Genomic DNA, 25,457 nt, shown 5'->3' with positions numbered 1-25,457 from the left:
CCTGCGGCAAACGGTGCCCCTTATATGTTCAGATTCGAAGTTTACAAAGAAAACCCTTTTAAGTTCCTCAGCACTGATCACCGGCATTTCAGCTACAAACCTCACACCGTAGAGCCAGTGACAACCAGCCAGTCAGCAATACGAGAAAATTCGAAGTAGATCAATGTCAGCCCCTGCATCTGATACCAACCAGGTCTTTTTCGAGCAAGCCACCTAGCCTGATCGACTAAAGAGAATGCGAAACACCCGCAGTTCTGCCCCGCCCCAGCCACGCATAAGCCAAAGCCAGCAACCCCAGCACCAACCCGGCAAACACCGCGACCACCACCTGGCTGTAACGTGCCAGCAGCGCCGGGAACCCCACCACCTCGCGGGTCACCTGGATATCGGCGCTGCCGTCGGCATCGCGGATGCTGATCCCACCCTGGCGGATCTGCGAATAGTCGGCGTCGAAGTACACCCAGACCTTGCTCTCGCTCACCCCGTCGATGGCCGGCAGGTCGATGCTGCTGGTGGGCGTCGGCACCAGCGTGTCGTTGCCGGCGGCGTCGCGCACCTGCACCAGGCCCTTGGCCGGCAAGCGGATGTGCACGGCCTTGAGCGGCGCCTGGGCGGGGTTGTACAGCTCGATGAGCAGGCCGGTGCGGTGATCCACCAACCCGGCCTCGAACGGCCTGGCAAACAGTTGCAGGTACGGGGCCTGGGCCAGGTCGACCAGCTTGTCGATCTGCGGATGGCTGAGGGCGCCGTCGCCGATCTCGCTGATCTGCGAGTGCAACCGCTCATACTTGAGCAGGTCGTTGGCCTGGCTGATGCGCTCGCTGAACTGGCCCGGGTAGGTGAGATGGGCGTAGGTCAGGCGTGCCTGCAGGCGGTCGTCATCGCGCAGTACCGCATAGAGCGTGGCGGCGACGGCGACCAGGGCGAGCAGACCCACCAGGGATTTACCGACTTTTTCCCAATTCACCTTGAGGATTCCTTGTTTTACAGGGGCGACGAGACGCAAGGCAGGCAAGGGTGCCAAGAACACCGGGTTCGGGCAAGGGTTGGCTGCCCCGCGATCGGCCGTATCAGCCCCGCGCCAGCAAGCCCGGCACCGCCACGCCCAGCATCGCCACCCCGGACAAGGTCAGCAGCCCCAGCACGATCCGGCGAAACGCCCGCTCACTGATCCCCAGGTACAGCCGCGTGCCCAGCAGCGTCGGCACTGCCATCGCCAACACCACCACCGCGAACGCCGGCAGCAGCGCCGGGGTCACCAACCCGCTGCCCAGGTAGGTGAGCATGGTCACCGCCAGCATCGACAAGTTGAAGTTCTGGATCACCGCCCGCTGGGTATCGCGCTCGAACCCGCGCAGGGTGCACCAGAGCGTCGGCACGGTGCCGGTAAAGCCGCCGATGCCGCCCAGCACCCCGCCGACCATGCCCACCGCGCCATCGGCCAGGCGCCCGCCCTGCAGACGCGGCAGGCGCGGCGCCAGCAACATCAGTGGGCACCACACCACCAACAGCGTGCCGAACACCGCCTTGAACCACAGCATGTCCAGGTAAGGCAGCACCCACACACCCAGCGGAATCCCCGCCAGGCCACCGAGCACAAAGGGCCACAACAGCGACCAGCTGAAGCCCCGGCGCACGCTGAACACCGCGATCAACTGCCCGGTAAGGCTGCCGAATACCGTCAGCACCGCCGCCACCTTCGGTTCCAGTCCCCAGGCCCAGAACGACATGGCCACCATGCCGAAGGCAAAGCCTGACAAGCCTTGGACGAACCCGGCGACGATGGCGCCAAGGGCGATAAGGTAAAGCGGATCCATGTGGGCTCTCGGTGACGATCGAAGGCATCGGGTGGGCAGCATTCCCCACCCAGCAGTGGGTGTCCAGCCCCAGGTCTGCGGCAATACCTTGAGCGTTTCTCGCCCGCACCGCCGCAACATCTTGAAACAACTGGCGTTTGGCCATTTGCCGTTTGGCACAGCCGTTGCTGTGCCCTGTTCAAGGCACTTCGTCGCTCTTCGAGTGGCAACAGATGCCGGTCTGCACAACACGGGGCATACGGCAATGAACAAAACCGCTGCGACATCGACCCAGGTGTTCAGGTTGTCTAGCGTTACGGCACTGCTGGTCAGCCTTGGGCTGGCCAGCGCGTTCGCCGGGTCGCTCGACGACGTGAGCCAGCCACCGCCTACCGATCCTTCCGCCTACAGTGAACCGCCCGTCACGCCAGTGGCCCAGGCGGCGGCGCTGGAAGACTTGAAATCGATGCCCGAGGCCAACGAGGGCTCGCTGGAACTGACCGATGGCGTCTATGGCAACCGCGCGACGGTGACCACCAACAACGTGCTGCCCCCCGCGCTGCAGACCTCGCGCAAATACCCCACCAACGGCAAGCCCAGCCCCTTGTTCGGTGCCGAGCCGTTCACCCAGCAGTTGCTGCTGTTCGAAGAGTTCGGCCCGGAGAAACTCGACCCGGCCACCCCGCCCTACGTCATGACCTTTCCGCCGCCCGTGGTCGGCGCGGCCCCCGCCCAGGACCCCGATTACGCCGCCCGCAGCAGCCCCAACGGCAACGCTCTGGAGGCGTTCCTGACCCAGCCGGGGCTGACGCCGTTCCCGTCGCAGTACGCCAACGTGCTCGACCGCAACCCGTGGAAGGCGCAGATCGAGATGTTCCTCAACCGCAGCGGGGTCGGCTCGCCCGCCGAAGGCCGTCCGCCAGGAAAGGGCTGGTCGCACCAGCGCTGGAACGAGTTCTACCCCCAGGCCGCGTTCAAGACTGCCCAGGCCGGGGCGCGCATCAACCAGGGCCTGCGCGACCGCAAGCAGTTGCACAACTATGCCAAGGGCGAGTTCGCCCCGGGCGGGCTGTACTACCAGACCTCCGACATCCCCACCACCCTGGGCACCACCAAGGGCATCGACACCCGCTTCCACCCCAAGATGCCCCTGCAGGGCCACAAGGCGCTGTGGACCTTCGACGGCACCTTTCCACCCAAGCTGCTGATGGTGCGCTACGGCCAACCGGTGCTGATGCGCCATTACAACGCCCTACCGATCGACCCTTCGGCCAACAACGGCTTTGGCCTGCATACCATCTCCACCCACGAGCACAATGGCCACTCGCCGGCCGAGAGCGACGGCTTCGCCAACGCCTACTTCTTCCCCGGCCAGTACTACGACTACCGCTGGCCGATCCAGCTGGCCGGCTACGACACCATCAACACCCGCGCCCAGGACCCGCGCGCGGCCTTCCCCTGCGCACCGGGCGAAACCCTGTTCGTCAACGACGCCTCCCCTGGCCTGAAGACCTGCGAGAACGGCAGCATCAAGATCCGCGGCGACTGGCGCGAGACCATGAGCACCCACTGGTTCCACGACCACATGCTCGATTTCACCGCGCAGAACGTCTACAAGGGCAATGCGGTGATGATGAACTACTACTCGGCCATCGACCGCGGCAACGAAGCCCTGCAGGATGGCGTCAACCTGCGCTTCCCCAGTGGCGCGGCGATGCCCTGGGGCAACCGCGACTACGACGTCAACCTGGTGATCGCCGACAAGGCCTGGGACGCCAACGGCCAGCTGTGGTTCAACCCGTTCAACACCGACGGCTTTCTCGGCGACCAGATCCTGGTCAACTGGCAGTACCAGCCCAAGCTCAAGGTGCGCGCGCGCAGCTACCGCTTCCGTATCCTCAACGGCTCGGTGTCGCGCTACTTCAAGTTTGCCGTCGTGCGTGAAATCGCCGGCAACAGCGGCGAGTTCAAGGGCCCGAGCGGCTCCAACGTCTCCTATGCCCGCGTGCCGTTCCACATGATCGCCAACGACGGCAACATCATGGAGCACGCGGTGCCATTCGACGGCACCCTGGACCTCAATGGCGACGGCAACCTGCAGGACAACAACGCCATCCTGCCGCTGCAGGGCATCGCAGAGCGCTACGACATCATCATCAATTTCGCCAGGAACGGGATCAAGGCCGGAGACAAGCTGTACTTCGTCAACCTCATGGAACACGACACCGGCAAGGGCCCGAAACAGGCCATTAGCCTGGCCGACGTGCTGTCGGAAAAGTACAAGGCGGTCATCAAGCAGACCAGCAAGGGCCCGGAATGGGATGGCGGCGACCCGGTGGTCGGCAAGTTCATGCAGTTGATCGTGCAGCCCTATACCGGCCAGGACGTCAGCATGGACCCGAGCCTGTATGAACCGGCCAAACCCGGCAAGGCCGCGGGCTTGGTGATGATTCCCCTGCCCCTGGACCGCACCAGCGCCAGCGATCAGGTCAAGCTCAGGGCCGCCCGCCACCGCGAGTTCATCTTCGGCCGCTCCGATGGCACCGACAGCGCGCCCTGGACCATCAAGACCGACGGCGGCTTCGGCTACAGCATGGACCCGCGGCGCATCAACGCCGCCCCGCAACTGGCCAACGAAGCCACCGATGGCGGTTTCAGCGGCGACGGCACCCTCGAGGTGTGGAAGATCAAGAACGGCGGCAATGGCTGGAGCCACCCGGTGCATGTGCACTTCGAGGAAGGGGTAATCCTCAGCCGTGACGGCAAGGCGCCGCCGGAATGGGAAAAATGGGCGCGCAAGGACGTCTACCGCATCGGCCCGGACACTGATTCGTCGGAAGAAGTGGAAATGGCCATTCGCTTTCGCGAGTTCGCCGGCACCTACATGGAGCACTGCCACAACACCCAGCACGAGGACACCTCGATGCTGCTGCGCTGGGACCTGGAACACCCCGGCCAGTTCCAGATGATGCCGACGCCGCTGCCCGGCTGGGATGGCGTGGAATACGTCAACTCCGCCGCCCTGCCGACCTTCCGCACTGCCGGCAGTGGCTCCGGCAACGACGGCAACAAGCCGCCGGTGGCAGTGAACGACAGCGCCGCGACCCTGGCCGGCAAGCCGATCGTGCTCAACGTGCTGGCCAACGACACCGACCCCGACGGCAACCTGCCGCTGAGCATCAGCAGCCTGGCCCAGCCCGACTCCGGCCAAGGCACGGTCAGCAGCAACGGCACGCAGCTCACCTACACCCCACCGGCCACCGTCGCCACGGCGTTCACCGCCAGCTTCACCTACGCCGCGCGCGACGCCAAGGGCCTCGAGTCGCTGGCGCCGGCCACGGTGAGCATCGCGGTCTCGCCAGCGGTGCCGATGGACGAGATCCAGGTCAGCAGCGCCACGGTGCAGTTGCGCAGCAACAACCGCTGGACCTGGGAAGTCTCCGGGACCACTTCGGTGGCCACCGGCAACAGCATCCGGGTTTCCACCAACACCACCAGCGGGCCGCTCGACCTGGGCCTGGCGTCCTTGAGCAGCAGCGGCAGCGGCGCGCGCTGGAAGCTGTCGGTGACCACCACCGGCAGCGGCCCGGCGTCACCACCGGCGGTGACGGTGAAGTCGGCACTGGGGCAGAGCGTGACGGTGCCGCTGAGTATCAAGTGACGTCGTGCAAGGGCCGCCAGGCGGCCCTTTCATGCCAACCCAAGAGGGTCAGACCATGCCCCGCCTCTGCCGCCTGCTGCTCCTGCTGCTGCTCACCCTCGGCCTTTCCTGGTCGTTGCCCCCCAGCCCCCGCGCAACACCCTCCACCCCCTGGGGCGCCGACTACTTCCCCAACATCCCCCTGCTCACCCAGGACGGCCAACAGGTGCGCTTTTTCGACGACCTGATCAAGGGCAAGGTGGTGGCCATCAATTTCATCTTCACCGGCTGCGGCGACTCCTGTCCGGTGGAGACCGCCCGCCTGCGCCAGGTGCAGAAGCTGCTGGGCGAGCGCGTCGGCCAGGACATCTTCATCTACTCGATCAGCATCGATCCCTACAACGACACCCCCGCCACCCTCAAGCGCTACGCCGAGAAGTTCGCCATCGGCCCCGGCTGGACCTTGCTCACCGGCGAAGCCGCCGACATCGAGCAACTGCGTCGCAGCCTCGGGTTGTACATCGAGGGCCTTGAGAATGGCCGCAGCAAGGACCACAACCTCAGCCTGATCATCGGCAACCAGGCCACCGGCCGCTGGATGAAGGCCTCGCCCTTCGAAAGCCCGTACATCCTCGCCGACCGCCTGGCCAACAGCCTGCACAACTGGAAGACCGCCAGCGCCCAGCGCCGCGACTACACCCAGGCCCCCGACATCCGCCCGCCCAGCGCCGGCGAACAACTGTTCAGGACCCGCTGCTCGTCGTGCCATACCCTGGGCGAGGCCGAGCCCGGCGCCACCCGCGGCATCGGCCCGGACCTGCTGGGAGTGACCCGCCAGCGTGACGAGGCCTGGCTCAAGCGCTGGCTGGTGGAACCGGACCGGATGCTGGCGGAGAAAGACCCGCTGGCGATGCTGCTGTACGCGCAGTACAACCAGCTGGCGATGCCCAACATGCGATTGGGAGAAACAGAAGTGGCGGCGCTGATCGGCTATCTCGAGGAAGAGACGCAACGGCGCCAGGTGCCCTCGGCGCAACGTTGAACCTCGACCCTTGACCGCCAGCGCTGCCCCAGCCCATGCTCAACCGCTTCCACCCCACGCTCAAGGAACGACCGCATGAAGCTGGAAACACTCGCCATCCACGCGGGCTTCAGCCCCGACCCGACCACCAAGGCGGTGGCCGTGCCGATCTACCAGACCACCTCGTTCGCCTTCGACGACACCCAGCACGGTGCCGACCTGTTCGACCTGAAGGTGGCCGGGAATATCTACTCGCGCATCATGAACCCCACCAACGACGTGCTCGAGCAACGCATGGCCGCCCTCGAGGGCGGCGTCGGCGCGCTGGCGGTGGCCTCGGGCATGGCCGCCATCACCTACGCCATCCAGACCGTCGCCGAGGCCGGCGACAACGTCGTCTCGGTGGCCAAGCTGTATGGCGGCACCTACAACCTGCTGGCCCACACCCTGCCGCGCATGGGCATCACCACCCGCTTCGCCGCCCACGACGACATCGCCGCCCTCGAGGCGCTGATCGACGAACGCACCAAGGCGGTGTTCTGCGAGTCGATCGGCAACCCCGCCGGCAACATCGTCGATATCACCGCCCTGGCCGAGGCCGCCCACCGCCATGGCGTGCCGCTGATCGTCGACAACACCGTGGCCACGCCGATCCTCTGCCGCCCGTTCGAGCACGGCGCCGATATCGTGGTGCACTCGCTGACCAAGTACATCGGCGGCCACGGCACCAGCATCGGCGGCATCGTCATCGACTCGGGCAAATTCCCCTGGGCCGATCACAAGGAACGTTTCGCCCTGCTCAACACCCCCGACCCGTCCTATCACGGCGTCACCTACACCGAGGCCTTCGGACCCGCCGCCTTCATTGGTCGCTGCCGCGTGGTGCCGCTGCGCAACACCGGCGCCGCGCTGTCGCCGTTCAATGCCTTCCTGATCCTGCAAGGCCTGGAAACCCTGGCCCTGCGCATGGAGCGCCATACCGAGAACGCGCTCAAGGTCGCCCGCTACCTGCAGGAGCACGACCAGGTGGCCTGGGTGAAGTACGCAGGCCTGCCGGACCACCCCGAGCACGAACTGGCCCGGCGCTACACCGGCGGCAAGCCGGCATCGATCCTGTCGTTCGGCATCAAGGGCGGCCAGGCCGCCGGGGCGCGCTTCATCGATGCGCTGCAACTGGTGGTGCGCCTGGTCAACATCGGCGACGCCAAGTCGCTGGCCTGCCACCCCGCTTCCACCACCCATCGCCAGCTCAACGACGAAGAGCTGGAAAAAGCCGGCGTGCCGCGCGACATGGTGCGCCTGTCGATCGGCATCGAGCACAGCGACGACATCATCGCCGACCTCGCCCAGGCGCTGGAGGCCAGCCGAGGCTGATTGACCCGCGCCCCACCCAATGCCGACGGCGGGCGCAACCCTTGCAGAACCGGAACCCCGCGCAATGACCCTTTTCTACCTGAAACTCGTCGTCACCCCGCTGCTGATGTGGGCCATCTCCCTCGCCTCGCGGCGCTGGGGCGGCCTGCTTGGCGGGCTGCTGTCCGGGCTGCCGATCACCTCGGCGCTGGTGATGACCTTCCTGTGCCTGGAACAAGGCACGGGCTTCGTCCTGGGCGCGGTGCCCGGCGCGTTGGGCGGGCTGGCGGCGGTGCAGGCCACCTACGCCTTCTACTTGTTTGCCACGCGCAGACTCGGCATCGCTCCGGCAGTCGCGCTGTCGATATTGTTCTATGGCCTGGCGGCCTATGCCTTCACTCATTGGGGCGGGTTGTATTTGTCGATCGGCGTGGCGCTGCTGCTGATCGGCGTGCTGATTCGTGCCAGTGGCCGCGAGCCCAGGCCCGACACCCTTGCCCGCCCCCGACACCGGTATTGGGAGATTCCGCTGCGCATGGTGTCCGCCACCTCGCTGCTGATGGTCACCACCAGCCTGGCCAGCTGGCTGGGCCCGGCCACCAGCGGCATGCTGGCGCCGATCCCGGTGATTGCCTGGCCACTGGTGGTATTCGCCCATGTGCAGGGCGGGAGGGCCGGGATGGCGGCGATGGTGCGGGGCAATGCAATTGGCGCGGTGGGGGTGATTGCGTTCTACCTGGCGATTGCGGGGTTGCTGGAACAAACGAGCGTCGCGCTTACCATGCTGGTTGCAATGACAATCGCCGTTGGCCTCACCGTCACCCTGGCAACCTTGTTGAAAGGGCGTACCTTACGCCACCGCAATTGAAGGCACATCGGTACCGCCGACATTGATGCCCCGCAAGGGCAACACACGGAGAAACACCATGCATCTGGATCAGGCACGCGCCCTGCTTGCCGAAGCTGAACGGCATCGCCAGCCGGCGTATGAGCCCAGCATTTTTGCCCTGGGAGGGCGCGGTTACTACGAAAACCCCACCACTGACCTACTCGCGTTCTTCCTCGACCCCGATCAGATCCATGGCTTTGGTGATTGCTTCCTCAGCACTCTGCTGGGCTGCATCTGCAAGGAGTCGCCACCCCAACCGACCCTGCGCCTGCCTCCGCAGCGTGAAGTGACAACCACCAACGGCAAACGCATCGATCTGTTGTTGCAGGGCGAGGACTGGCTGCTGATCCTCGAGAACAAAGTCTTCCACGCCCAGGTCAACCCGTTCGCCGACTACGAACTGTATGCCGATACCTTGGTCGGTGGCCGCGACAAACGCGTGTTGTTCGCGGTGCTGTCACCGTCGGGCAGCAATGTCGCCGATGGCTGGACAGGGCTCAGCTATGCCGAGCTTCTCGGTGCCCTGCGCACAGCGCTGTCGCAAAACGTCGAGCACAACCGCCTGAACAAGTGGCGTGTACTGGCCGACGAGTTCCTGCTGCATCTGGAAAACATCACCGTAGAGCGTGACATGAACCCTGAAAGCATTGATTTCATCTTCGAACACCTGCCGCAGATCAATGCACTCAACAAGTTGCGCGACCAGGCAGTCGAGGCACTGGATCGCAAGATCATCGCCCACCTGCAGGCCGAGATCGACGGCTTCGAAACCTTCACTCGCCGGCAACCCTGGGCGGATGGACCGGCGCTACGTTACGCCTGCAACAACTGGGTCGAATGGTCGGATGTGGTGCTCTACCTGGACGGCAGCCAGACGCCACTGCGGCCGACCATCCGCGTGTACCTGATCAACGTCGACACGCGCCAGATGGCGTTCGGTCGCCATTTGTTCGTGGATACCACAAGACAGCCGTGGACCGAAGGCCGGCGCGTGATCGGCTTCGAATGGAAGTTGGAAAGCTTCGACGAACGCGTGGTAATCGACATGATCCTGGAGAAAATGCGATTGTTGATTCAATTCGAAGCCGAAATGCGCTGACGTACTCCCTCCAGATGAAAAAGCCGCTTTCGATTGCTCGAAAGCGGCCCTTACCTTTACGCCGATGCTCAACTGTCGCCTTGCTCACACCTGGCCGGCAACTGCCCATCGATCATCGCCTTGGCCATGCCACTGAGGTAGTACGTCGCCCGCATCAGCGTCTGTGCCTCTTCGGGCTGGTTCAACGCCTGGTACGTCAGCGATGTGATACAGCCCAGGATGATCGTTGTTTCCTGCAGCACGTCCTCGGTCGGCAACCCCGGCATCGCCTGCACCCAATCGCGCACGGAGAACTGCTTGGTGCGGCCGACCAGGCTGACGATCTTCAAGTCTGCGGTGCCCTTTGCGTGTTCGTCCTTGTCCATGACCTTGCCCCCTGGAAAAAGAATGAGCCCGTCGCGGTTCATCCTCCGGAACCGCCAGACCAGACCGCGCGATCCCTGCGCAGTAAGTTGCCCAGTGGTCCGGCCTGTTCCGGCGGGTGAAGCGCGACGAGCAGGCCGAGACTAAAGCCAGCGCCAATCCGCTACAACGGGCTACCGGGGGGAAAAGGTGCCTTTAGGAAAAGGACTACATAAACAACGGAAGAATGGCTGTAGGACCTACATAAATCACCAGGATCATTGCCAAGCAGACGCCTCATGCATCAGCAGGCTCATTCCACCGACCACACCGGGGTTGGCCTGCCAGCAGCCCCGGGTCGCCTCGATCCCTCCTGTGGCATGCCCGCACTAACCAGGCATGCCACAGATACGCGGCACCACGACTTCCCAACGCTGGCAGGGGTACTTGTCCCAGTGCTCCTCGTTGCCCTCCTCCCGGTAGCGCACGACGATATCGGCCACTTCACATCGCTCGACCGAGAATCCCGGCGTGAAGGACTTGGCGGTTCGCCCGACCACCTGCCCCCACTGGTTGAGGATCAGGAAGCTCTGACCCTGAGACCTCAGTGTCAGCGGTGCGCCAGGGCGCAAGTCACGCACCCGCGCATGGATATCGTCACCTTCGGCATGGAGCCCCACATGACCAAGATAGATATCCTTCAGGCTCAGTTGCTGGTAGCGCCTGTCGAGGAGCGGGTCGTGACATCCCGCGAAAACCTGACGCGGGATGCTCGAGGGCAGGCACCCACTGAAGAGGTTGTCCACAGTGAACTCGCACAAGGTCAGGGTCTGCTCGGCACGGGTCATGCCGACGTAGTACAGGCGACGCTCCTCTTCGAGTGTCTCCTGCTTGTCGACCCAGCCCCCGTCCAACAGCACCACATGGCGGAACTCCAGGCCCTTGGCCGAATGCACGGTTCCCAGATACAGGCCGTTGCCCGCCTGCCGTCGCATCTCGCGCACATAGTCGTACAAGCTCCGGCTGATCGTCGCAGGCTTCACCTGGAAGTCACCGAACTCGACCCGCAGCTCGTCGAAGGCTGCCTCGAAAAAGGCCGTCGAATACTCATCGAGCAGAGTCCGCACCCGCTGCCACGCCTGATCGACGGCCAGGGGCTCGGCCAGTTGCGCGAGGCAGTCGACCACCGCCACGAAGTCGCGCTGGCGGGTGGGCGGCAGACCACTGTCCTTGTCCGACGCCAGGTGATACGGCACGCCGTTGTGCTCGCACCAGGCCTGGACCGCCAGCAGGTATCGGTGATTACGAGCGAGTACCGCGCAGCCCTGCCAAACACCGTTCTCGAGCGCCAGCAGACGCTGCAGCTCCTGCAGCGCGGCCTGGGCCTGGCGGTTGCCGAACGGCCGATCGGCCGGATCGACGGTCAGGCGCAACACCTGGCCACGGCGCTGAGGATCCAGGGCCTGCCACTCGCCACCCGGCGGGTCGTCCCGACGCCGCGCGTCGATCGAAATGGGATTGCCGAGCTTCAGCCGCTGGCCGTTGAGGCCGATCAGGTGGTTGGCCGCCGCGATGATGCAGGCACTGGAGCGGTAGTTCTCCACGAGGAAGGCTTCCTGGGCCTCGTAGTCTTTGCGGAATGCCTCGATGTAGCGGTTGTTGGTATCGCGAAACGCGTAGATGTTCTGATCGTCGTCGCCCACGGCCATGATGCAGGGCTTGGCGTCATCGGACGAACCCCGGTCGGCCAGGGCACTGACCAGCCGGTACTGCAGCTCGTCGATGTCCTGATACTCGTCCACCAGGATATGCCGGTAGCCGCGCAGCAGCATCGCGCGCAGATTGGCGCGGGCATCGTCGAGTTCTTCCTGGGTCACCTCTTCTTCATCATCGGCGTTCACCACCAGCGAACCTTCAAGCAGTCTCACCGCGTCCTGCATCAGATTGCCCAGCGTGGTCTCATCCACCTCGTCGCCGCGCTGGAAGCGCGTACCCGTCAGGCGCATGGCCAGGCTGTGGTAGGTCATCACGCTGACCCCGTAGGCATCGGCCCCCACCAGTGCCAGCAGGCGTTTGCGGATCTCGTTGGCGGCATGGCGGTTGAAGGTCAGCGCGACGATGGCGCTGGCAGGCACCCGGCGCACCCGCAACAGGTAGGCGATACGGTGCACGATGACCCGTGTCTTGCCCGAACCGGGCCCGGCAAGCACCAGCCTGTTGCTGTCCAGATCGTCGGTGACGATACCGCGCTGGGTATCGCTCAGGTCCTCGACAATCATCCGCCACGACGCCTCGCTGGTGGAATACTTGAGCACCGACTCGCGACCGGCAAAATAGTCCTTGAGGAAATCCGCCTTGTTCGCCGTGAAGTAGTCGTCGACCAGCTGGTAGGCAGCCTTCGGCTCCTGCAGCCAGCGCTCGGCATACTCGCGCATCACATGCACCTGGATACGCTTTTCGCGGTAATGCTCCTCGAGGCCCTGGTAGTCGTCCTTGAGGAAGCGACCACGCTGGGGATCGGCCTTGATGGTCATGGCCCGGCGCATCACGGTCATGCCGTGGTTGAGGCTGAATACCTCCTGGCGGTGCAGGAACAGCAGCACTCGCTCGACATACCTGTCGCGATTGTCCGCAACCCGGGCGCGCAGTTCCAGATCCTGCTCGATCAGCCCGACCAGTTCACCGAAGGTGGCTTCGGCCAACTGGTTCTTGCCCCGCTTGGGCAGTTTGCGGACCAGGTGGCTCAACAGCTTCGTGGCGATGATGCCGCGCGTCTCACTGACGGCCTTCAGGCCGACCCAACCTTCGTCATGCTGGATTCGTACCTTGATGTACTCGTGGCTGAGCTGGCGCAGGTCGAAACTGTTGTTGCGCCGCTCGGCAATCGCATCGCGATCCGGCGACAGCCCGCGCAGCAGGCGCAACACATGCAGGGGCAGCAGGTTGGTGCGCCCGAGGCGGGTCTTGAGCACCGAGGTCAGCGCCGTCACGTTGATGTCCTGCCATCCCGCGCCCGGCGCGTCGGGCGCTTGCTCGGCCAGGGTCTCCAGCAGCGCACGCTCGAGCTCCAGCAGCTGCTGCAGCAACTGCGGCGAGGCATCGGCCTGGCCATAGCTGAGCACCACCGTGAACTGGGTGTCGCTCACCAGCAACTCGCGCTTTTCCAGGTCCTTGAGCACATGGCCAACCTCCTGGGGTTCCAGGCTGGTGAGGTCCACCAGCTTCTGGATATCGATACGCTCTGCGGGGCTGGCCTTGCGCAGGTAGCCCAGGATGGCCAGGTACTCCGCCTGGCGGCGTTCCGTCAGCTCCGATGCGCCCAGCGCGCGCTCGGCCTCTTCAAGCGGCACATCCACCTTGGAGGCGAAGATCTGTGTGTGGTTTTCTTCTCGGGTCAGATAGCCGCCACGCTCGAGCCAGGCGACCGCCGTGACCACCTTGGTTTCGGCATCCACGGCATCGGCGTCGAACGAGGTCTGCACACTGTCGTCCATGAGGATTTCGCCCGCCGTGATCACCAGCTTGCCGCCACCCCGGCGCTTCGACTCGCCGTTGAGTTTCTTCTGGATCTGCTGGATATCCCGCAGGCTCAGACAGGCACGCTCGCACAGGCCAAACTGGGTCTCGATGTCCTGCGGGTCATACAGCAGCACGCAGTGCGCCGGCAGTTGGTCACGCCCTGCCCGGCCGGCCTCCTGCAGGTAGTTTTCCAGCGAGCCGGGAATATCGGCATGCACCACCAGGCGGATATCCTCCTTGTCCACCCCCATGCCGAAGGCATTGGTGGCGACGATGGTCTGGATCTCGCCGTTCTTGTAGAGGCCCTGGACCTCGAGCTTGTCCGCCGCATCCATCCCGGCATGAAAATGCCGGCAACTGAGCCCTTGGTGCGCCAGAAACTCCGCCAGTTGCTCCGCCGCCTTGCGGCTGGCCACGAACACCACCGCCGCGCCCGCCTGTTCCTCGAGGTACTCCTCCAGCAGGCGATGCACCCGCGACGCCTTTTCGCCGCGGTCGCAGCGCATCACTTCGAAGGTCAGGTTGGTACGTTCGTGGCTGCCGAGGAACTCAGCGAACCGGACCCGCAGCACGCTCTTGAAGTGACTGCGGATATCCGCCAGCACCTCCGGCTTGGCCGTGGCCGTGAAGCAGCCGATGGGCGCCGGTTTGCGCGCACCGTGGTACTGCGCGATATAGCGCACGGCGTAGTGGTAGTCGGGGCGGAAGTCGTTGCCCCACTTGGACAGGCAGTGGGCTTCGTCGAAGACCCAGCCGCCCACCTCGCGTTGCTCGATGGCGCTGCAGAAAGCCCTGTTGCGAAACTGCTCCGGCGACACCAGCAGGATGCCGATGTCCCCCAGGCGAATCTTCTCCAGCACATCCGCGCGCTCGGGCATGTTGAGCAGGCCGTTGAACGCCGCCGCGCAATGCACGCCTTTTTTCAACAGGCCGTCGACCTGGTCTTTCATCAGCGATTGCAACGGCGAGACGATCACCGTGAGGCTGCCATTGCGGTGGTAGCGATTGAGCGCCGGAATCTGGTAGGTCAGCGACTTGCCGCCACCGGTGGCCAGCACCGCCAGCACATGCTGGCCACGCATGCCGGCCAGGGTGATGTCATGCTGCAGCGACTTGCCCGACGCCTCCTGGCGGAAATCCGGGTAGTTGAAATAACGCCTGAGTTCATGACGCGGGTCATGGGTGGTGAGGCAGTACTGGCAATCGTCGCGGCCACAGGGCACATCGCGCAGTTCGCGGATCAGCGCGCCGACCTTGGGGAACTGATGTCGCACCCATGGCGCCAGCACCGAGTTGCCCCCGGACACCCGCAACCAGGCCAGCACATAGGCCAGTGGCAGGTGCATGTCGGGATCGTGCAGGTCTTCGGCCAGCAGCTTGTCCAGGCGCGTTCGGCACACCTTCAGGTCACGATTGGCCTGGGCGTCGCTCTCCTTCATCTGCTGCGCGATCAGCGGCCCGATTTCTTCCAGCGTCACCGACTCCCGGCCGGTCAGGGCCTTGAACAGGCCGCCGGCATCCGCCGCCGCCGTGGGCGCCAGCAGCGCCTGGTAGCAGAGCAACTCAGCGGGCTCGGTCTGCTGCAGCTGGGCAAAGGCCTGACGCTGATCGTTGAACAAGGTGAGGGTGAGGCGGCAATCGGCCAGCGGCGAGTTGAGCGTGTCGCGCACCAGCTTGTAGTCCTTCACCAGCCGGTGGTAGGGGTTGCGCGGAAAAGCCAGTGGTGACAGCCGCAAGGTGTCGATGCTCGGCAGGCCGTGCAACAGCATGTTCGACGCCTGCTGGCGCAGGATGCGCAGGTCGTGGGCGATCAGGTTGTGGCCCAGCAGGTAGTCGGCGCCTTCGGCAAGGTCATCGACCTTGGCCAGCACCTGGGCCAGGTCCTTGTTCACATCGCATTCGAGCTCGCTGTCCGGACGCTTGCGCAGCGCACCGACCTTGAAGATCTCCTCCGGCTTGCCCGACCTGGCGGGCCTGACCTCAAGGTCGACGACCAGACTTTTATCCTGGGTAAACGAAAACATTCCTACGCAATCCTTGCCCGAATATTACAGAGGAGCCAGATTACAGGCTAAAGGCCATCAGCAGAACCCTGGGCCTGCCTTGACACGGGCGCGGGCCCCTCTGCCCCGCTCGACCACTTCAGGCTACGATGACACCTCGCCCGCCAGGCCCAGCCACCGCCATGCCCAGAACCAGCAAAGTCACCGACCCGTCCTACGAGTTGATGGACGACCACGAAGGCGCCTCGCTGATCTACCGTCAGCACGGCTTCCCCAGCCCGCTGGTGCGCTGGCATTTCCACAAGGAATACGAGCTGCACCTGATCGTCGCCAGCGCCGGCAAGGTGTTCATCGGCGACTACATCGGCAACTTCGCCCCCGACACGCTGTTCCTCACCGGCCCCAACCTGCCGCACAACTGGATCAGCCAGGTCGGCCCCGACGAAGTGGTGGCCAAGCGCGACATGCTGGTCAACTTCACCGACGAGGTGCTCGAGGACGGCAGCCAGGTGTTCTCCGAGCTCACCCTGCTCGCCCCGCTGCTGGCCCGGGCCCGCTACGGCATCGAGTTCCGCGACCCGGCGCTGATCGGCGAGAGCCGCCAGCTGCTGCAACGCATCGCCGACAGCCGCGGCATGACCCGCCTGGGATACTTTTTTATCCTCATGGAACAGCTGGCCGCCTGTGAGGACTACCAACTGCTGTCCACCGTCACCTCCTCGCAGCTGGCCGACGAGCACAACGTCGAGCGAATCAACCGGGCGGTGGACTACATCTTCCAGCACTACGCCCAGGACCTGAGCCAGAACGAGGTGGCCGAACACCTGGGGATGACGCCGACCTACTTCTCGCGGTTCTTCAAGCAGGCCGCCGGGCGCGGCTTCGTCGAGTTCGTCAACCGGCTGCGGGTGAGCAAGTCGTGCGAGCTGCTGGCCAAGGGCGAGCTGCCGGTGACCGAAGTGTGCTTCGAGTCGGGGTTCAGCAACCTGTCGAACTTCAACCGGCGCTTCTTGCAGCTCAAGGGCATGACCCCGTCCGACTACCGCAGCCTGGTGACCCAGCGCCTTACCGAGCAGAACCGGGCCTGAATCGGGGCGATGTGCCGAGGTCGTACGCAATCCCTGTGGGAGGGCCCTTTCGCGACACAAGGCCGCTCCCACAGGGAAATACCTAATCCCGGCACAGCAAAAAAGTATCAGTCAAGGTGCAGGCGAGGCTTTGTCGATGTCGTCGCACAACGGTGTAATCGGCAGCGAGCGACACAAAAACAATAACGTCATCCCCGAGGGAGTTCACCGATGAACGACTCGATCAAGGCCTGCCTGGCCGCCGCCTGCCTCAGCCTGCCGCTGCATACCCAGGCCGCTGAGACCCTGACCATCGCCACGGTCAACAACAACGACATGATCCGCATGCAGCGCCTGGCCAAGGTGTTCGAACAGCAGCACCCGGACATCCAGCTCAAGTGGGTGGTGCTCGAAGAGAACGTGCTGCGCCAGCGCCTGACTACCGACATCGCCACCCAGGGCGGGCAGTTCGACGTGCTGACCATCGGCATGTACGAAGCCGCGCTATGGGGCGCCAAGGGCTGGCTGGCGCCGATGACCGATCTGCCCGCCGACTACCACCTCGACGATGTGTTCCCCTCGGTGCGCAACGGCCTGTCGGCCAACGGCACGCTGTACGCCCTGCCCTTCTACGCCGAAGCCTCGATCACCTACTACCGCAAGGACCTGTTCGAAAAAGCCGGGCTGAGCATGCCCGAGCAACCCACCTGGACCCAGCTCGGCGAGTTCGCCGCCAAACTCAACCACCCCGACCAGGGCCAGTACGGCATCTGCCTGCGCGGCAAGGCCGGCTGGGGCGAGAACATGGCGCTGATCGGCACCGTGGCCAACGCCTTCGGCGCGCGCTGGTTCGATGAGCAATGGAAACCCGAGTTCAGTGGCAGCGAGTGGAAGAACGCGCTGAACTTCTATGTGACCACCCTCAAGCAGTACGGCCCGCCCGGCGCCTCCAGCAATGGCTTCAACGAAAACCTCGCGTTGTTCAACAGCGGCAAGTGCGCGATGTGGGTCGACGCCAGCGTCGCCGGCTCGTTCGTCACCGACAAGAGCCAGAGCAAGGTCGCCGACCAGGTCGGCTTCACCTTCGCGCCCAAGGAGGTCACCGACAAGGGCGCCACCTGGCTGTATTCCTGGGCCCTGGCGATTCCCACCAGCTCCAAGGCCAAGGACGCCGCCAAAACCTTCAGCACCTGGGCCACCTCCGAGGCCTACGGCAAGCTGGTGGCCGAGCAGGAAGGCGTGGCCAACGTGCCACCGGGCACCCGCGCCTCGACCTACAGCGACGCGTACCTGGCCGCCGCGCCGTTCGCCAAGGTGACCCTGGAATCGCTCAAGCGCGTCGACCCCAACCACCCCACTCTCAAGCCCGTGCCTTATGTGGGCATCCAGCTGGTGACCATCCCCGAGTTCCAGGCCATCGGTACCCAGGTCGGCAAGCTGTTTTCCGCCGCGCTCACCGGGCAGATGAACGTGGACCAGGTGCTGGCCTCGGCCCAGCAATCCACTGAACGCGAGATGAAGCGCGCCGGCTACCCCAAGTAGCTCGCACCGCCGTAGACCGCGCCGTCCTGCGGCGCGGTGACCGCCCCTTTCCGATGCACACGGAGTCGCCATGAACACATCGGCCCTCGACACCCCGAGCCTCGCCACCGCGCGCCCCGGCAAACGCCGCGTCGGCCCCGGCTGGTTCCTGGTCAGCCCTTCGGTGGCGCTGCTGCTGTTGTGGATGATCGTGCCCCTGGGCATGACCCTGTATTTCTCGCTGATCCGCTACAACCTGCTGTACCCCGGCGAAAACCAGTTCGTGGGCCTTGAGAACTTCGCCTTCTTCGTCACCGACGCCGGCTTCATGCCCGGCGCCCTCAACACCCTGACCCTGGTCGGCAGCGTGCTGGCGATCAGCGTGGTGCTCGGCGTGCTGGTCGCCGCGCTGCTGGAAGCCGGCGAGTTCTGGGGCCGCGGCGTGGTGCGGGTGCTGCTGATCTCGCCGTTCTTCATCATGCCCACGGTCAGCGCGCTGCTGTGGAAGAACCTGATCTTCCACCCGGTGTCGGGCATCCTCGCCGCCGTGTGGCGCCTGTTCGGCGCGCAGCCGGTGGATTGGCTGGCGCACTACCCGCTGCTGTCGATCATCCTGATCGTGTCGTGGCAGTGGCTGCCGTTCGCCATCCTGATCCTGATGACCGCCATGCAGTCGCTGGACCAGGAACAGAAGGAAGCCGCGCGCCTGGATGGCGCAGGCCCCTTGGCGATCTTCTGGCACCTGACCCTGCCGCACCTGGCCCGGCCGATCGCCGTGGTGGTGATGATCGAGACGATCTTCCTGCTCTCGGTGTTCGCCGAGATCTTCACCACCACCAGCGGCGGCCCCGGATACGAGTCCACCAACCTCGCCTACCTGATCTACAACCAGGCGTTGCTGCAGTTCGACGTCGGCATGGCCTCGGCCGGTGGCCTGATCGCCGTGCTGGTCGCCAATATCGCCGCCATCGTGCTGGTCCGCATGATCGGCAAGAACCTCACCGCGCGCAGCTGAGGAGCCCGCCATGCTGACACTCAAGCAAACCCGCACCCTGAAGAACGCGCTGCTCGGCCTGCTGTGCTGGGCCATCGCCCTGGTGATCTTCTTCCCGATTTTCTGGATGCTGCTGACCAGCTTCAAGACCGAGCTGGACGCCTTCGCCACGCCGCCGCAGTTCCTCTTTGCGCCGACGCTGGAGAACTACCTGCACATCAACGAGCGCAGCGACTACTTCGCCTACGCCTGGAACTCGGTGCTGATTTCGTTCTCGGCGACCCTGCTGTGCATGCTGATCGCCGTGCCTGCGGCCTACTCGATGGCCTTCTTCGAGACCCGCCACACCAAGCGCACGCTGCTGTGGATGCTGTCGACCAAGATGCTGCCGCCGGTGGGCGTGTTGATGCCGATCTACCTGCTGGCCAAGCAGTTCGGCCTGCTCGATTCGCGCCTGGCGCTGATCATCGTCTACACCCTGATCAACCTGCCGATCGTGGTGTGGATGGTGTACACCTACTTCAAGGACATCCCCGTGGACATCCTCGAAGCCGCGCGGCTGGACGGCGCCGGCACCTGGCAGGAGATCGTCCGCGTGCTGTTGCCGATTGCCCGCGGCGGGCTGGCCTCGACCTTGCTGCTGTCGCTGATCCTGTGCTGGAACGAGGCGTTCTGGTCGCTGAACCTGACCTCGTCCGCCGCCGCGCCGCTGACCGCGTTGGTGGCGTCCTATTCGAGCCCTGAAGGGCTGTTCTGGGCCAAGCTCTCGGCCGTCTCGACCCTGGCCTGCGCGCCGATCCTGATATTTGGCTGGATCAGCCAGAAGCAGCTGGTGCGCGGGCTTTCGTTTGGGGCCGTCAAATGAGTGTTTTCTTCAAGCCTGCTAGGGCTGCTTCGCAGCCCAATCGCGACACAAGGCCGCTCCCACAGGGGATAGCGCACGCCTGTGGGAGCGGCCTTGCGTCGCGAAAGGACCGCGAAGCGGTCCCAGCATTCCCGCATCCAACCCCGACTTTCGCCGAGGACCCCCCCCATGGCTGACCTGAAAATCCGCAACCTGCACAAAGGCTTCGATGGCCACGCCATCATCAAGGGCATCGACCTGGACGTGCGCGACCGCGAGTTCGTGGTGTTCGTCGGCCCCTCCGGCTGCGGCAAGTCCACCCTGCTGCGACTGATCGCCGGCCTCGAGGAGGTCAGCAGTGGCAGCATCACCCTCGACGGCACCGAGATCACCGACACCGCCCCGGCCAAGCGCGACCTGGCCATGGTGTTCCAGACCTACGCCCTGTACCCGCACATGACCGTGCGCAAGAACCTGTCGTTCGCCCTGGACCTGGCCGGCGTCGGCAAGCAAGAGGTGACAGCCAAGGTCGACAACGCCGCGCGCATCCTCGAGCTGCAACCGCTGCTCGAACGCAAGCCCCGCCAGCTCTCCGGCGGCCAGCGCCAGCGGGTGGCGATTGGCCGGGCGATCGTGCGTAATCCGAAGATCTTCCTGTTCGACGAGCCGCTGTCCAACCTCGACGCCGCCCTGCGCGTGCAGATGCGCCTGGAACTGGCGCGCCTGCACCAGGAGCTGGCGGCGACCGTGATCTACGTGACCCATGACCAGGTCGAGGCGATGACCCTGGCCGACAAGGTGGTGGTGCTAAACGGCGGGCGCATCGAGCAGGTCGGTTCGCCGCTGGAGCTGTACCACCATCCGGCCAACCTGTTTGTCGCAGGATTTCTGGGGACGCCGAAGATGGGCTTTTTGCGTGGGCACCTGAGCCGCAACCAGGGCAACCAGTGCGAGGTAGCGCTTGAGTGCGGCGCCCGTATCGCCCTGCCGTTGTGCGCGGGGGAACTGCATGCCGGTAGCCAGGTGACGCTGGGGATTCGCCCCGAGCACCTGAACATCGACCGCGCCGGGCAAGGTATCCAAGGCTCGCTGCAGGTGACCGCCGATGTCAGCGAGCGACTGGGCAGCGACAGTTACTGCCATATGCGCGCCGCCTCCGGGGAAATGCTCACCGTGCGAGTGCGCGGGGATTTCGCACCAGCCTTTGGCGAGGCGCTGGAACTGACCTTCGATCCCGCCCATTGCCACCTGTTCGACAGCAACGGCCAGGCCCTCGACAAACGCCTGCAACAAGCGGCCTAAGGACTCCAGGATGAAACTGAACCAGCACAACCTCGGCCAACTGCCGCCCACCGTCGCCCGCCCCAGCTACGACCGCGCCCAACTGCGCCAGGGCATCGTCCACATCGGCGTCGGCGGCTTCCACCGCGCCCACCAGGCCGCCTACACCGACGCCCTGATGAACTGCGGCGAAGGCCTCGACTGGGCCATCTGCGGCGTCGGCTTGCGCGGCGAAGACCGCGCCATGCGCGACGCCCTGGCCGGGCAGGACCATCTCTACACCCTGTTCGAACTGGGCGACCAGCCCGACACCAAGGTACGCGTGATCGCCGCCATCAACGGCATGCTGTTGGCCGAGGACGGCGCCGAACCGCTGCTGGCCAAACTGGCCGAACCCAATATCCGCATCGTCTCCCTGACCATCACCGAAGGCGGCTACTGCATCGACGACAGCACCGGCGAGTTCCGCGCCGACCTGCCGCAGATCCAGCACGACCTGGCCAACCCGCAATCCCCGCAAAGCGTGTTCGGCTACCTCTGCGAAGCCCTGCGCCGCCGCCGCGAAGCCGGCACCGGCCCGTTCACCGTGATGTCATGCGACAACCTCCCGCACAACGGCGACGTCGCCCGCAAGGCCCTGTTGGCCTTCGCCCAGCGCCTCGACCCCGACCTGGCCGACTGGATCGCCAGCCACGTCAGCTTCCCCAACGCCATGGTCGACCGCATCACCCCGATGACCAGCCCCGCCCACCGCCAGCAACTGCGCGAGCGCCACGGCGTCGACGATGCCTGGCCGGTGGTGTGCGAGCCGTTCTTGCAGTGGGTGGTGGAAGACAACTTCGTCGCCGGCCGCCCGGCCTGGGAAAAGGTCGGGGTGCAGTTCACCCGCGACGTCACCCCGTATGAAGAAATGAAGATCAAGCTGCTCAACGGCAGCCACCTGGCCCTCACCTACCTGGGCTTTTTGCAAGGCTACCGCTTCGTCCACGAAACCCTCGCCGACCCGCTGCTGCGCCGCTACATGCGCACCTTCATGGACCAGGACGTGACCCCGCAACTGGCCCCGGTGCCCGGCATCGATCTTGAGCGCTACAAGCAAAGCCTCGGCGAACGCTTCGCCAACCGTGCCATCGCCGACCAGCTGGAGCGCGTGTGCTCCGACGGCTCGTCGAAGTTTCCCAAGTTCATCGTGCCCACCGCCAACCGCCTGATCGCCGACGGCAAGCCGCTGGAGCGCGTGGCCCTGGTGGTGGCCGCCTGGGCCCTGTACCTGCGCGGCGAAGACGAACACGGCAACCGCTACAGCATCCCCGACCCCCGCGCCGCCGATTGCCAGGCCCGTGTGGTGCAGCGCGACGGCCTGGCCGCCCGGGTGCTGGGCGACGAGGCGATCTTCGGCAGCGCCATCCCCGCGTCCAAGGCGTTCGTCAGCGCCTTCGAGCGCCTGTACGACAGCTTGCGCGAAGTCGGCGTGAGTGAAACCCTGCGCCAGGTCCTCGGCGACTGACACGGAGTGTTTCGAAATGGACGGATTGTTCCTCGGCATCGACTGCGGCACCCAGGGCACCAAGGCCCTGGTGCTGGACGCCGGCAGCGGCCAGGTACTCGGCCTGGGCAGCGCCGCCCACGCGCCGCCCCAGGGCCGTGACGGCCGGCGCGAGCAGGACCCCGCCGACTGGCTGGATGCCTTGCGTGCGGCGGTGTCCGCTGCCTTGCGAGAAGCCGGTGTGGATGGCCACGCGATCCGCGCACTGGCAGTGTCCGGCCAGCAGCACGGCCTGGTGATGCTCGACGCCCAAGGCCAGGTGCTGCGCCCGGCCAAGCTTTGGTGCGACACCGAGAGCGCGCCCGAGAACCAGGCATTGCTGGATGCCCTCGGCGGCGCACAAGGCTCGCTCGAGCGCCTCGGGCTGGTAATCGCGCCGGGCTATACAGTGTCCAAATTGCTGTGGACCAAGCGTCGACATCCCGAGCTGTTCGACCGCCTCGCCCATATCCTGCTGCCCCACGACTACCTGAATTACTGGCTGACCGGTCGCGTCTGCACGGAGCCCGGCGATGCCTCCGGCACCGGCTACTACGATGTGCGCCGACGGACCTGGGCGCCCGATGTCTTTCAGCACATCGAACCGGGCGAGCGTCTTTTGGCTGCGCTACCTGAGGTGGTCGAATCCGGCGATTGCATCGCCACCCTGCGCGAACAGGCCGCTACTGCACTCGGCCTGAGCCCACAGACCTGGGTGGCAACGGGCGGCGGCGACAACATGCTCGGCGCCATCGGCACCGGCAATATCGCCCCCGGCATGATCACCCTGAGCCTCGGCACCTCCGGCACCCTGGCCGCCTACGCCGACCAGCCCCACGTCAGCGCCCAGGGCGAGGTGGCGACATTCTGCGCCTCCAGCGGCGGCTGGCTGCCGCTGATCTGCACCATGAACCTCACCAGCGCCTGCGCCCTGGTGCGCGACCTGCTGGAGCTCGACCTCGACCGTTTCACCGCCCTCGCCGCCCAAGCCCCGATCGGCGCCGACGGCCTGCTGATGCTGCCCTTCTTCGACGGCGAGCGCGTGCCCGCGTTGCCCGAAGCCACGGCCAGCCTGCACGGCATGACCAGCGCCAACCTGACCCGCGCCAACCTCTGCCGCGCCGTGCTCGAAGGCACCTGCTTCAGCCTGCGCTACGGCCTCGACCTGCTACGTACCAGCGGCCTCCAAGGCAGCGAAATCCGCCTGGTCGGCGGCGCGGCGAAGAGCCCGCTGTGGCGCCAGACACTGGCCGACCTGCTCGGCCTGCCAGTGGTGTGCCCCCAACAAACCGAAGCCGCCGCCCTGGGCGCCGCGATCCAGGCTGCCTGGAGCCTTGGTCGCCAACTAGGCCAGGGCGACAGCCTCGAAGCCCTGTGCAAACGCTGCGTCGCCCTCGACGAAAGCACCCGAACCCTGCCCCGTCCGGCACAGCAGGCCGAGTACGAGGTCGCCTATCAACGCTACCGGGATCAACTGCCTGCACGCTGAGTGCGGGTATCCTTCCCTTGTCTTTGTATCTGGAGAACTGCATGTACCTGGTGTGTGGCGAGGCCCTGTTCGATGTCTTCAGCCTGGAAAACAGCAACCGCAGCAGCGAGCTGGGGTTTACCGCGATTGCCGGCGGATCGCCGTTCAACGTGGCCGTCGGCCTGCGCCGGCTGGGCGTGGAATCGGCGTTGTTCGGCGGGTTGTCCAGCGACTACCTCGGTGCCCGGCTACGCCGGGTGCTGGAAGAGGAACGGGTGGACTGCCGCTATGTGGTGACCAGCGATGCGCCGACCACCTTGGCGATGGTTGGGTTGGATGCCAATGGCTCGGCGCAGTATCAGTTTCGCGGTGAAGGGTGTGCGGATCGGCAGGTGATGCTGGAGCATTTGCCGGAGTTGGATGAGCGTGTGCGGGGGCTGCATGTGGGCTCGTACACCTTGGTGGTGAAGCCCGTGGCCGATACGCTGATGGCGCTGGTGGAGCGCGAGCGGGACCGGCAGCTGATCAGCCTTGATCCGAATGTGCGGCTTAATCCGCAGCCGGATGTGGCGCTGTGGCGGCGGCAGGTGGAAGCGTTTGCCGGGTATGCGCATGTGATCAAGGCCAGTAAGGAAGATATCGCCCTGCTCTATCCGGGCCGGGAGACTCGTGACGTGGCGCGGGGCTGGCTCAACGAACGCTGCCGGTTGGTTTTCATTACTCATGGAGCAGACGGAGCCAGTGTGCATTGCGCACATGGTTCATGGCAGCGCCCAGCGGATACCTCGTTGCCGGTTTGCGACACCGTAGGCGCCGGTGACACCTTCCAAGCTGCAGTGCTCGCCTACCTCGCACGCCTCGGAGCAGACAGCCCAGCCGGTGTGGCGAAGCTCCCCCATGAAACCATCGATGCGATCCTCGCCTACGCAATCCATGCCGCAGCGATCACCTGCTCCCGAACAGGCCCGGATCTGCCCTTCGAGCATGAACTACCACCGACATTCTGAGGATCATCCATAGCCTGGGAAGCTTTCATACAACGCTTCCCACTCTCATCATTTTTCCTATACCGCCCATCAAAATCCTGACTGAATG

Annotated in this window: 17 protein-coding genes; 13 read left to right on the top strand and 4 right to left on the bottom strand. The window is 65.1% G+C overall.

Features of this window, described 5'->3' with window-relative positions; genetic code table 11:
* Positions 1 to 226: 226 nt before the first annotated feature.
* Positions 227 to 967 carry a hypothetical protein gene (locus ACVWZ5_RS08770; protein ID WP_343581783.1) on the bottom strand — a complete coding sequence of 247 codons (741 nt, stop codon included), beginning with the start codon at positions 965 to 967 and terminating at the stop codon, positions 227 to 229.
* A gap of 103 nt (positions 968 to 1,070) precedes the next feature.
* Positions 1,071 to 1,817 carry a sulfite exporter TauE/SafE family protein gene (locus ACVWZ5_RS08765; RefSeq protein ID WP_096049913.1) on the bottom strand — a complete coding sequence of 249 codons (747 nt, stop codon included), beginning with the start codon at positions 1,815 to 1,817 and terminating at the stop codon, positions 1,071 to 1,073.
* 244 nt (positions 1,818 to 2,061) lie between these two features.
* Between ACVWZ5_RS08765 and ACVWZ5_RS08760 the strand changes: the two genes are divergently transcribed.
* From ACVWZ5_RS08760 to ACVWZ5_RS08740, 5 genes are all read left to right on the top strand, one after another.
* Positions 2,062 to 5,457 (top strand): Ig-like domain-containing protein, encoded by a 3,396-nt coding sequence (locus ACVWZ5_RS08760; RefSeq protein WP_457340563.1) that lies wholly within the window; start codon positions 2,062 to 2,064, stop codon positions 5,455 to 5,457.
* A gap of 55 nt (positions 5,458 to 5,512) precedes the next feature.
* Positions 5,513 to 6,478, top strand: coding sequence for an SCO family protein (locus ACVWZ5_RS08755; protein WP_062574388.1), 966 nt, complete (start codon positions 5,513 to 5,515; stop codon positions 6,476 to 6,478).
* Positions 6,479 to 6,553: 75 nt separating this feature from the next.
* The gene (locus ACVWZ5_RS08750; RefSeq protein ID WP_096049911.1) at positions 6,554 to 7,831 is read left to right on the top strand and encodes a bifunctional O-acetylhomoserine aminocarboxypropyltransferase/cysteine synthase; all 1,278 of its coding nucleotides are present in this window, start codon (positions 6,554 to 6,556) and stop codon (positions 7,829 to 7,831) included.
* A 64-nt stretch (positions 7,832 to 7,895) separates the two neighbouring features.
* Positions 7,896 to 8,678, top strand: a complete 783-nt coding sequence (locus ACVWZ5_RS08745) for a hypothetical protein (RefSeq protein ID WP_457340562.1) — start codon at positions 7,896 to 7,898, stop codon at positions 8,676 to 8,678.
* A 58-nt stretch (positions 8,679 to 8,736) separates the two neighbouring features.
* On the top strand, positions 8,737 to 9,798 hold the full coding sequence (locus ACVWZ5_RS08740; protein WP_062361033.1) for a PD-(D/E)XK nuclease family protein: 1,062 nt from the start codon (positions 8,737 to 8,739) through the stop codon (positions 9,796 to 9,798).
* Positions 9,799 to 9,866: 68 nt separating this feature from the next.
* On the opposite strand, the gene ACVWZ5_RS08735 is transcribed toward ACVWZ5_RS08740, so the two are convergent.
* Both ACVWZ5_RS08735 and ACVWZ5_RS08730 read right to left on the bottom strand, forming a co-directional pair.
* A complete protein-coding gene (locus tag ACVWZ5_RS08735) occupies positions 9,867 to 10,163 on the bottom strand; it encodes a DUF3077 domain-containing protein (RefSeq protein WP_457340561.1) in 297 nt (98 codons plus the stop codon).
* Between the two features lie 366 nt (positions 10,164 to 10,529).
* The gene (locus ACVWZ5_RS08730; protein ID WP_457340560.1) at positions 10,530 to 15,683 is read right to left on the bottom strand and encodes a RecQ family ATP-dependent DNA helicase; all 5,154 of its coding nucleotides are present in this window, start codon (positions 15,681 to 15,683) and stop codon (positions 10,530 to 10,532) included.
* 161 nt (positions 15,684 to 15,844) lie between these two features.
* Between ACVWZ5_RS08730 and ACVWZ5_RS08725 the strand changes: the two genes are divergently transcribed.
* From ACVWZ5_RS08725 to ACVWZ5_RS08690, 8 genes are all read left to right on the top strand, one after another.
* Entirely contained in the window at positions 15,845 to 16,750 is a 906-nt protein-coding gene (locus tag ACVWZ5_RS08725) for an AraC family transcriptional regulator (RefSeq protein ID WP_457340559.1), read from the top strand.
* Positions 16,751 to 16,960: 210 nt separating this feature from the next.
* Positions 16,961 to 18,271, top strand: coding sequence for an ABC transporter substrate-binding protein (locus ACVWZ5_RS08720; RefSeq protein WP_028692022.1), 1,311 nt, complete (start codon positions 16,961 to 16,963; stop codon positions 18,269 to 18,271).
* Between the two features lie 70 nt (positions 18,272 to 18,341).
* A complete protein-coding gene (locus ACVWZ5_RS08715; RefSeq protein WP_084942479.1) occupies positions 18,342 to 19,265 on the top strand; it encodes a carbohydrate ABC transporter permease in 924 nt (307 codons plus the stop codon).
* 10 nt (positions 19,266 to 19,275) lie between these two features.
* Complete coding sequence (locus tag ACVWZ5_RS08710; RefSeq protein WP_028692024.1) at positions 19,276 to 20,109, top strand: carbohydrate ABC transporter permease; 834 nt, start codon at positions 19,276 to 19,278, stop codon at positions 20,107 to 20,109.
* A gap of 168 nt (positions 20,110 to 20,277) precedes the next feature.
* Positions 20,278 to 21,390 carry an ABC transporter ATP-binding protein gene (locus ACVWZ5_RS08705; protein ID WP_457340558.1) on the top strand — a complete coding sequence of 371 codons (1,113 nt, stop codon included), beginning with the start codon at positions 20,278 to 20,280 and terminating at the stop codon, positions 21,388 to 21,390.
* A gap of 10 nt (positions 21,391 to 21,400) precedes the next feature.
* Positions 21,401 to 22,876 carry a mannitol dehydrogenase family protein gene (locus ACVWZ5_RS08700; protein WP_280070469.1) on the top strand — a complete coding sequence of 492 codons (1,476 nt, stop codon included), beginning with the start codon at positions 21,401 to 21,403 and terminating at the stop codon, positions 22,874 to 22,876.
* A gap of 16 nt (positions 22,877 to 22,892) precedes the next feature.
* The gene (gene xylB / locus ACVWZ5_RS08695; RefSeq protein ID WP_457340557.1) at positions 22,893 to 24,383 is read left to right on the top strand and encodes a xylulokinase; all 1,491 of its coding nucleotides are present in this window, start codon (positions 22,893 to 22,895) and stop codon (positions 24,381 to 24,383) included.
* 41 nt (positions 24,384 to 24,424) lie between these two features.
* Positions 24,425 to 25,369, top strand: coding sequence for a carbohydrate kinase family protein (locus ACVWZ5_RS08690; protein ID WP_457340556.1), 945 nt, complete (start codon positions 24,425 to 24,427; stop codon positions 25,367 to 25,369).
* The last annotated feature ends 88 nt before the right edge of the window (positions 25,370 to 25,457 follow it).

This window comes from Pseudomonas sp. TE6283, from assembly GCF_054060555.1.
Note: the sequence above shows the minus strand (reverse complement) of the source record. Positions and strands in the feature narration are given on the sequence as shown.

Excerpts from the sequence above, each read along its gene's own strand:
- ACVWZ5_RS08765 (WP_096049913.1), bottom strand. The coding sequence starts at position 1,817 with ATGGATCCGCTTTACCTTATCGCCCTTGGCGCCATCGTCGCCGGGTTC.
- ACVWZ5_RS08760 (WP_457340563.1), top strand. The coding sequence starts at position 2,062 with ATGAACAAAACCGCTGCGACATCGACCCAGGTGTTCAGGTTGTCTAGC.
- ACVWZ5_RS08755 (WP_062574388.1), top strand. The coding sequence starts at position 5,513 with ATGCCCCGCCTCTGCCGCCTGCTGCTCCTGCTGCTGCTCACCCTCGGC.
- ACVWZ5_RS08750 (WP_096049911.1), top strand. The coding sequence starts at position 6,554 with ATGAAGCTGGAAACACTCGCCATCCACGCGGGCTTCAGCCCCGACCCG.
- ACVWZ5_RS08745 (WP_457340562.1), top strand. The coding sequence starts at position 7,896 with ATGACCCTTTTCTACCTGAAACTCGTCGTCACCCCGCTGCTGATGTGG.
- ACVWZ5_RS08740 (WP_062361033.1), top strand. The coding sequence starts at position 8,737 with ATGCATCTGGATCAGGCACGCGCCCTGCTTGCCGAAGCTGAACGGCAT.
- ACVWZ5_RS08735 (WP_457340561.1), bottom strand. The coding sequence starts at position 10,163 with ATGGACAAGGACGAACACGCAAAGGGCACCGCAGACTTGAAGATCGTC.
- ACVWZ5_RS08730 (WP_457340560.1), bottom strand. The coding sequence starts at position 15,683 with ATGTTTTCGTTTACCCAGGATAAAAGTCTGGTCGTCGACCTTGAGGTC.
- ACVWZ5_RS08725 (WP_457340559.1), top strand. The coding sequence starts at position 15,845 with ATGCCCAGAACCAGCAAAGTCACCGACCCGTCCTACGAGTTGATGGAC.
- ACVWZ5_RS08720 (WP_028692022.1), top strand. The coding sequence starts at position 16,961 with ATGAACGACTCGATCAAGGCCTGCCTGGCCGCCGCCTGCCTCAGCCTG.
- ACVWZ5_RS08715 (WP_084942479.1), top strand. The coding sequence starts at position 18,342 with ATGAACACATCGGCCCTCGACACCCCGAGCCTCGCCACCGCGCGCCCC.
- ACVWZ5_RS08710 (WP_028692024.1), top strand. The coding sequence starts at position 19,276 with ATGCTGACACTCAAGCAAACCCGCACCCTGAAGAACGCGCTGCTCGGC.
- ACVWZ5_RS08705 (WP_457340558.1), top strand. The coding sequence starts at position 20,278 with ATGGCTGACCTGAAAATCCGCAACCTGCACAAAGGCTTCGATGGCCAC.
- ACVWZ5_RS08700 (WP_280070469.1), top strand. The coding sequence starts at position 21,401 with ATGAAACTGAACCAGCACAACCTCGGCCAACTGCCGCCCACCGTCGCC.
- xylB (WP_457340557.1), top strand. The coding sequence starts at position 22,893 with ATGGACGGATTGTTCCTCGGCATCGACTGCGGCACCCAGGGCACCAAG.
- ACVWZ5_RS08690 (WP_457340556.1), top strand. The coding sequence starts at position 24,425 with ATGTACCTGGTGTGTGGCGAGGCCCTGTTCGATGTCTTCAGCCTGGAA.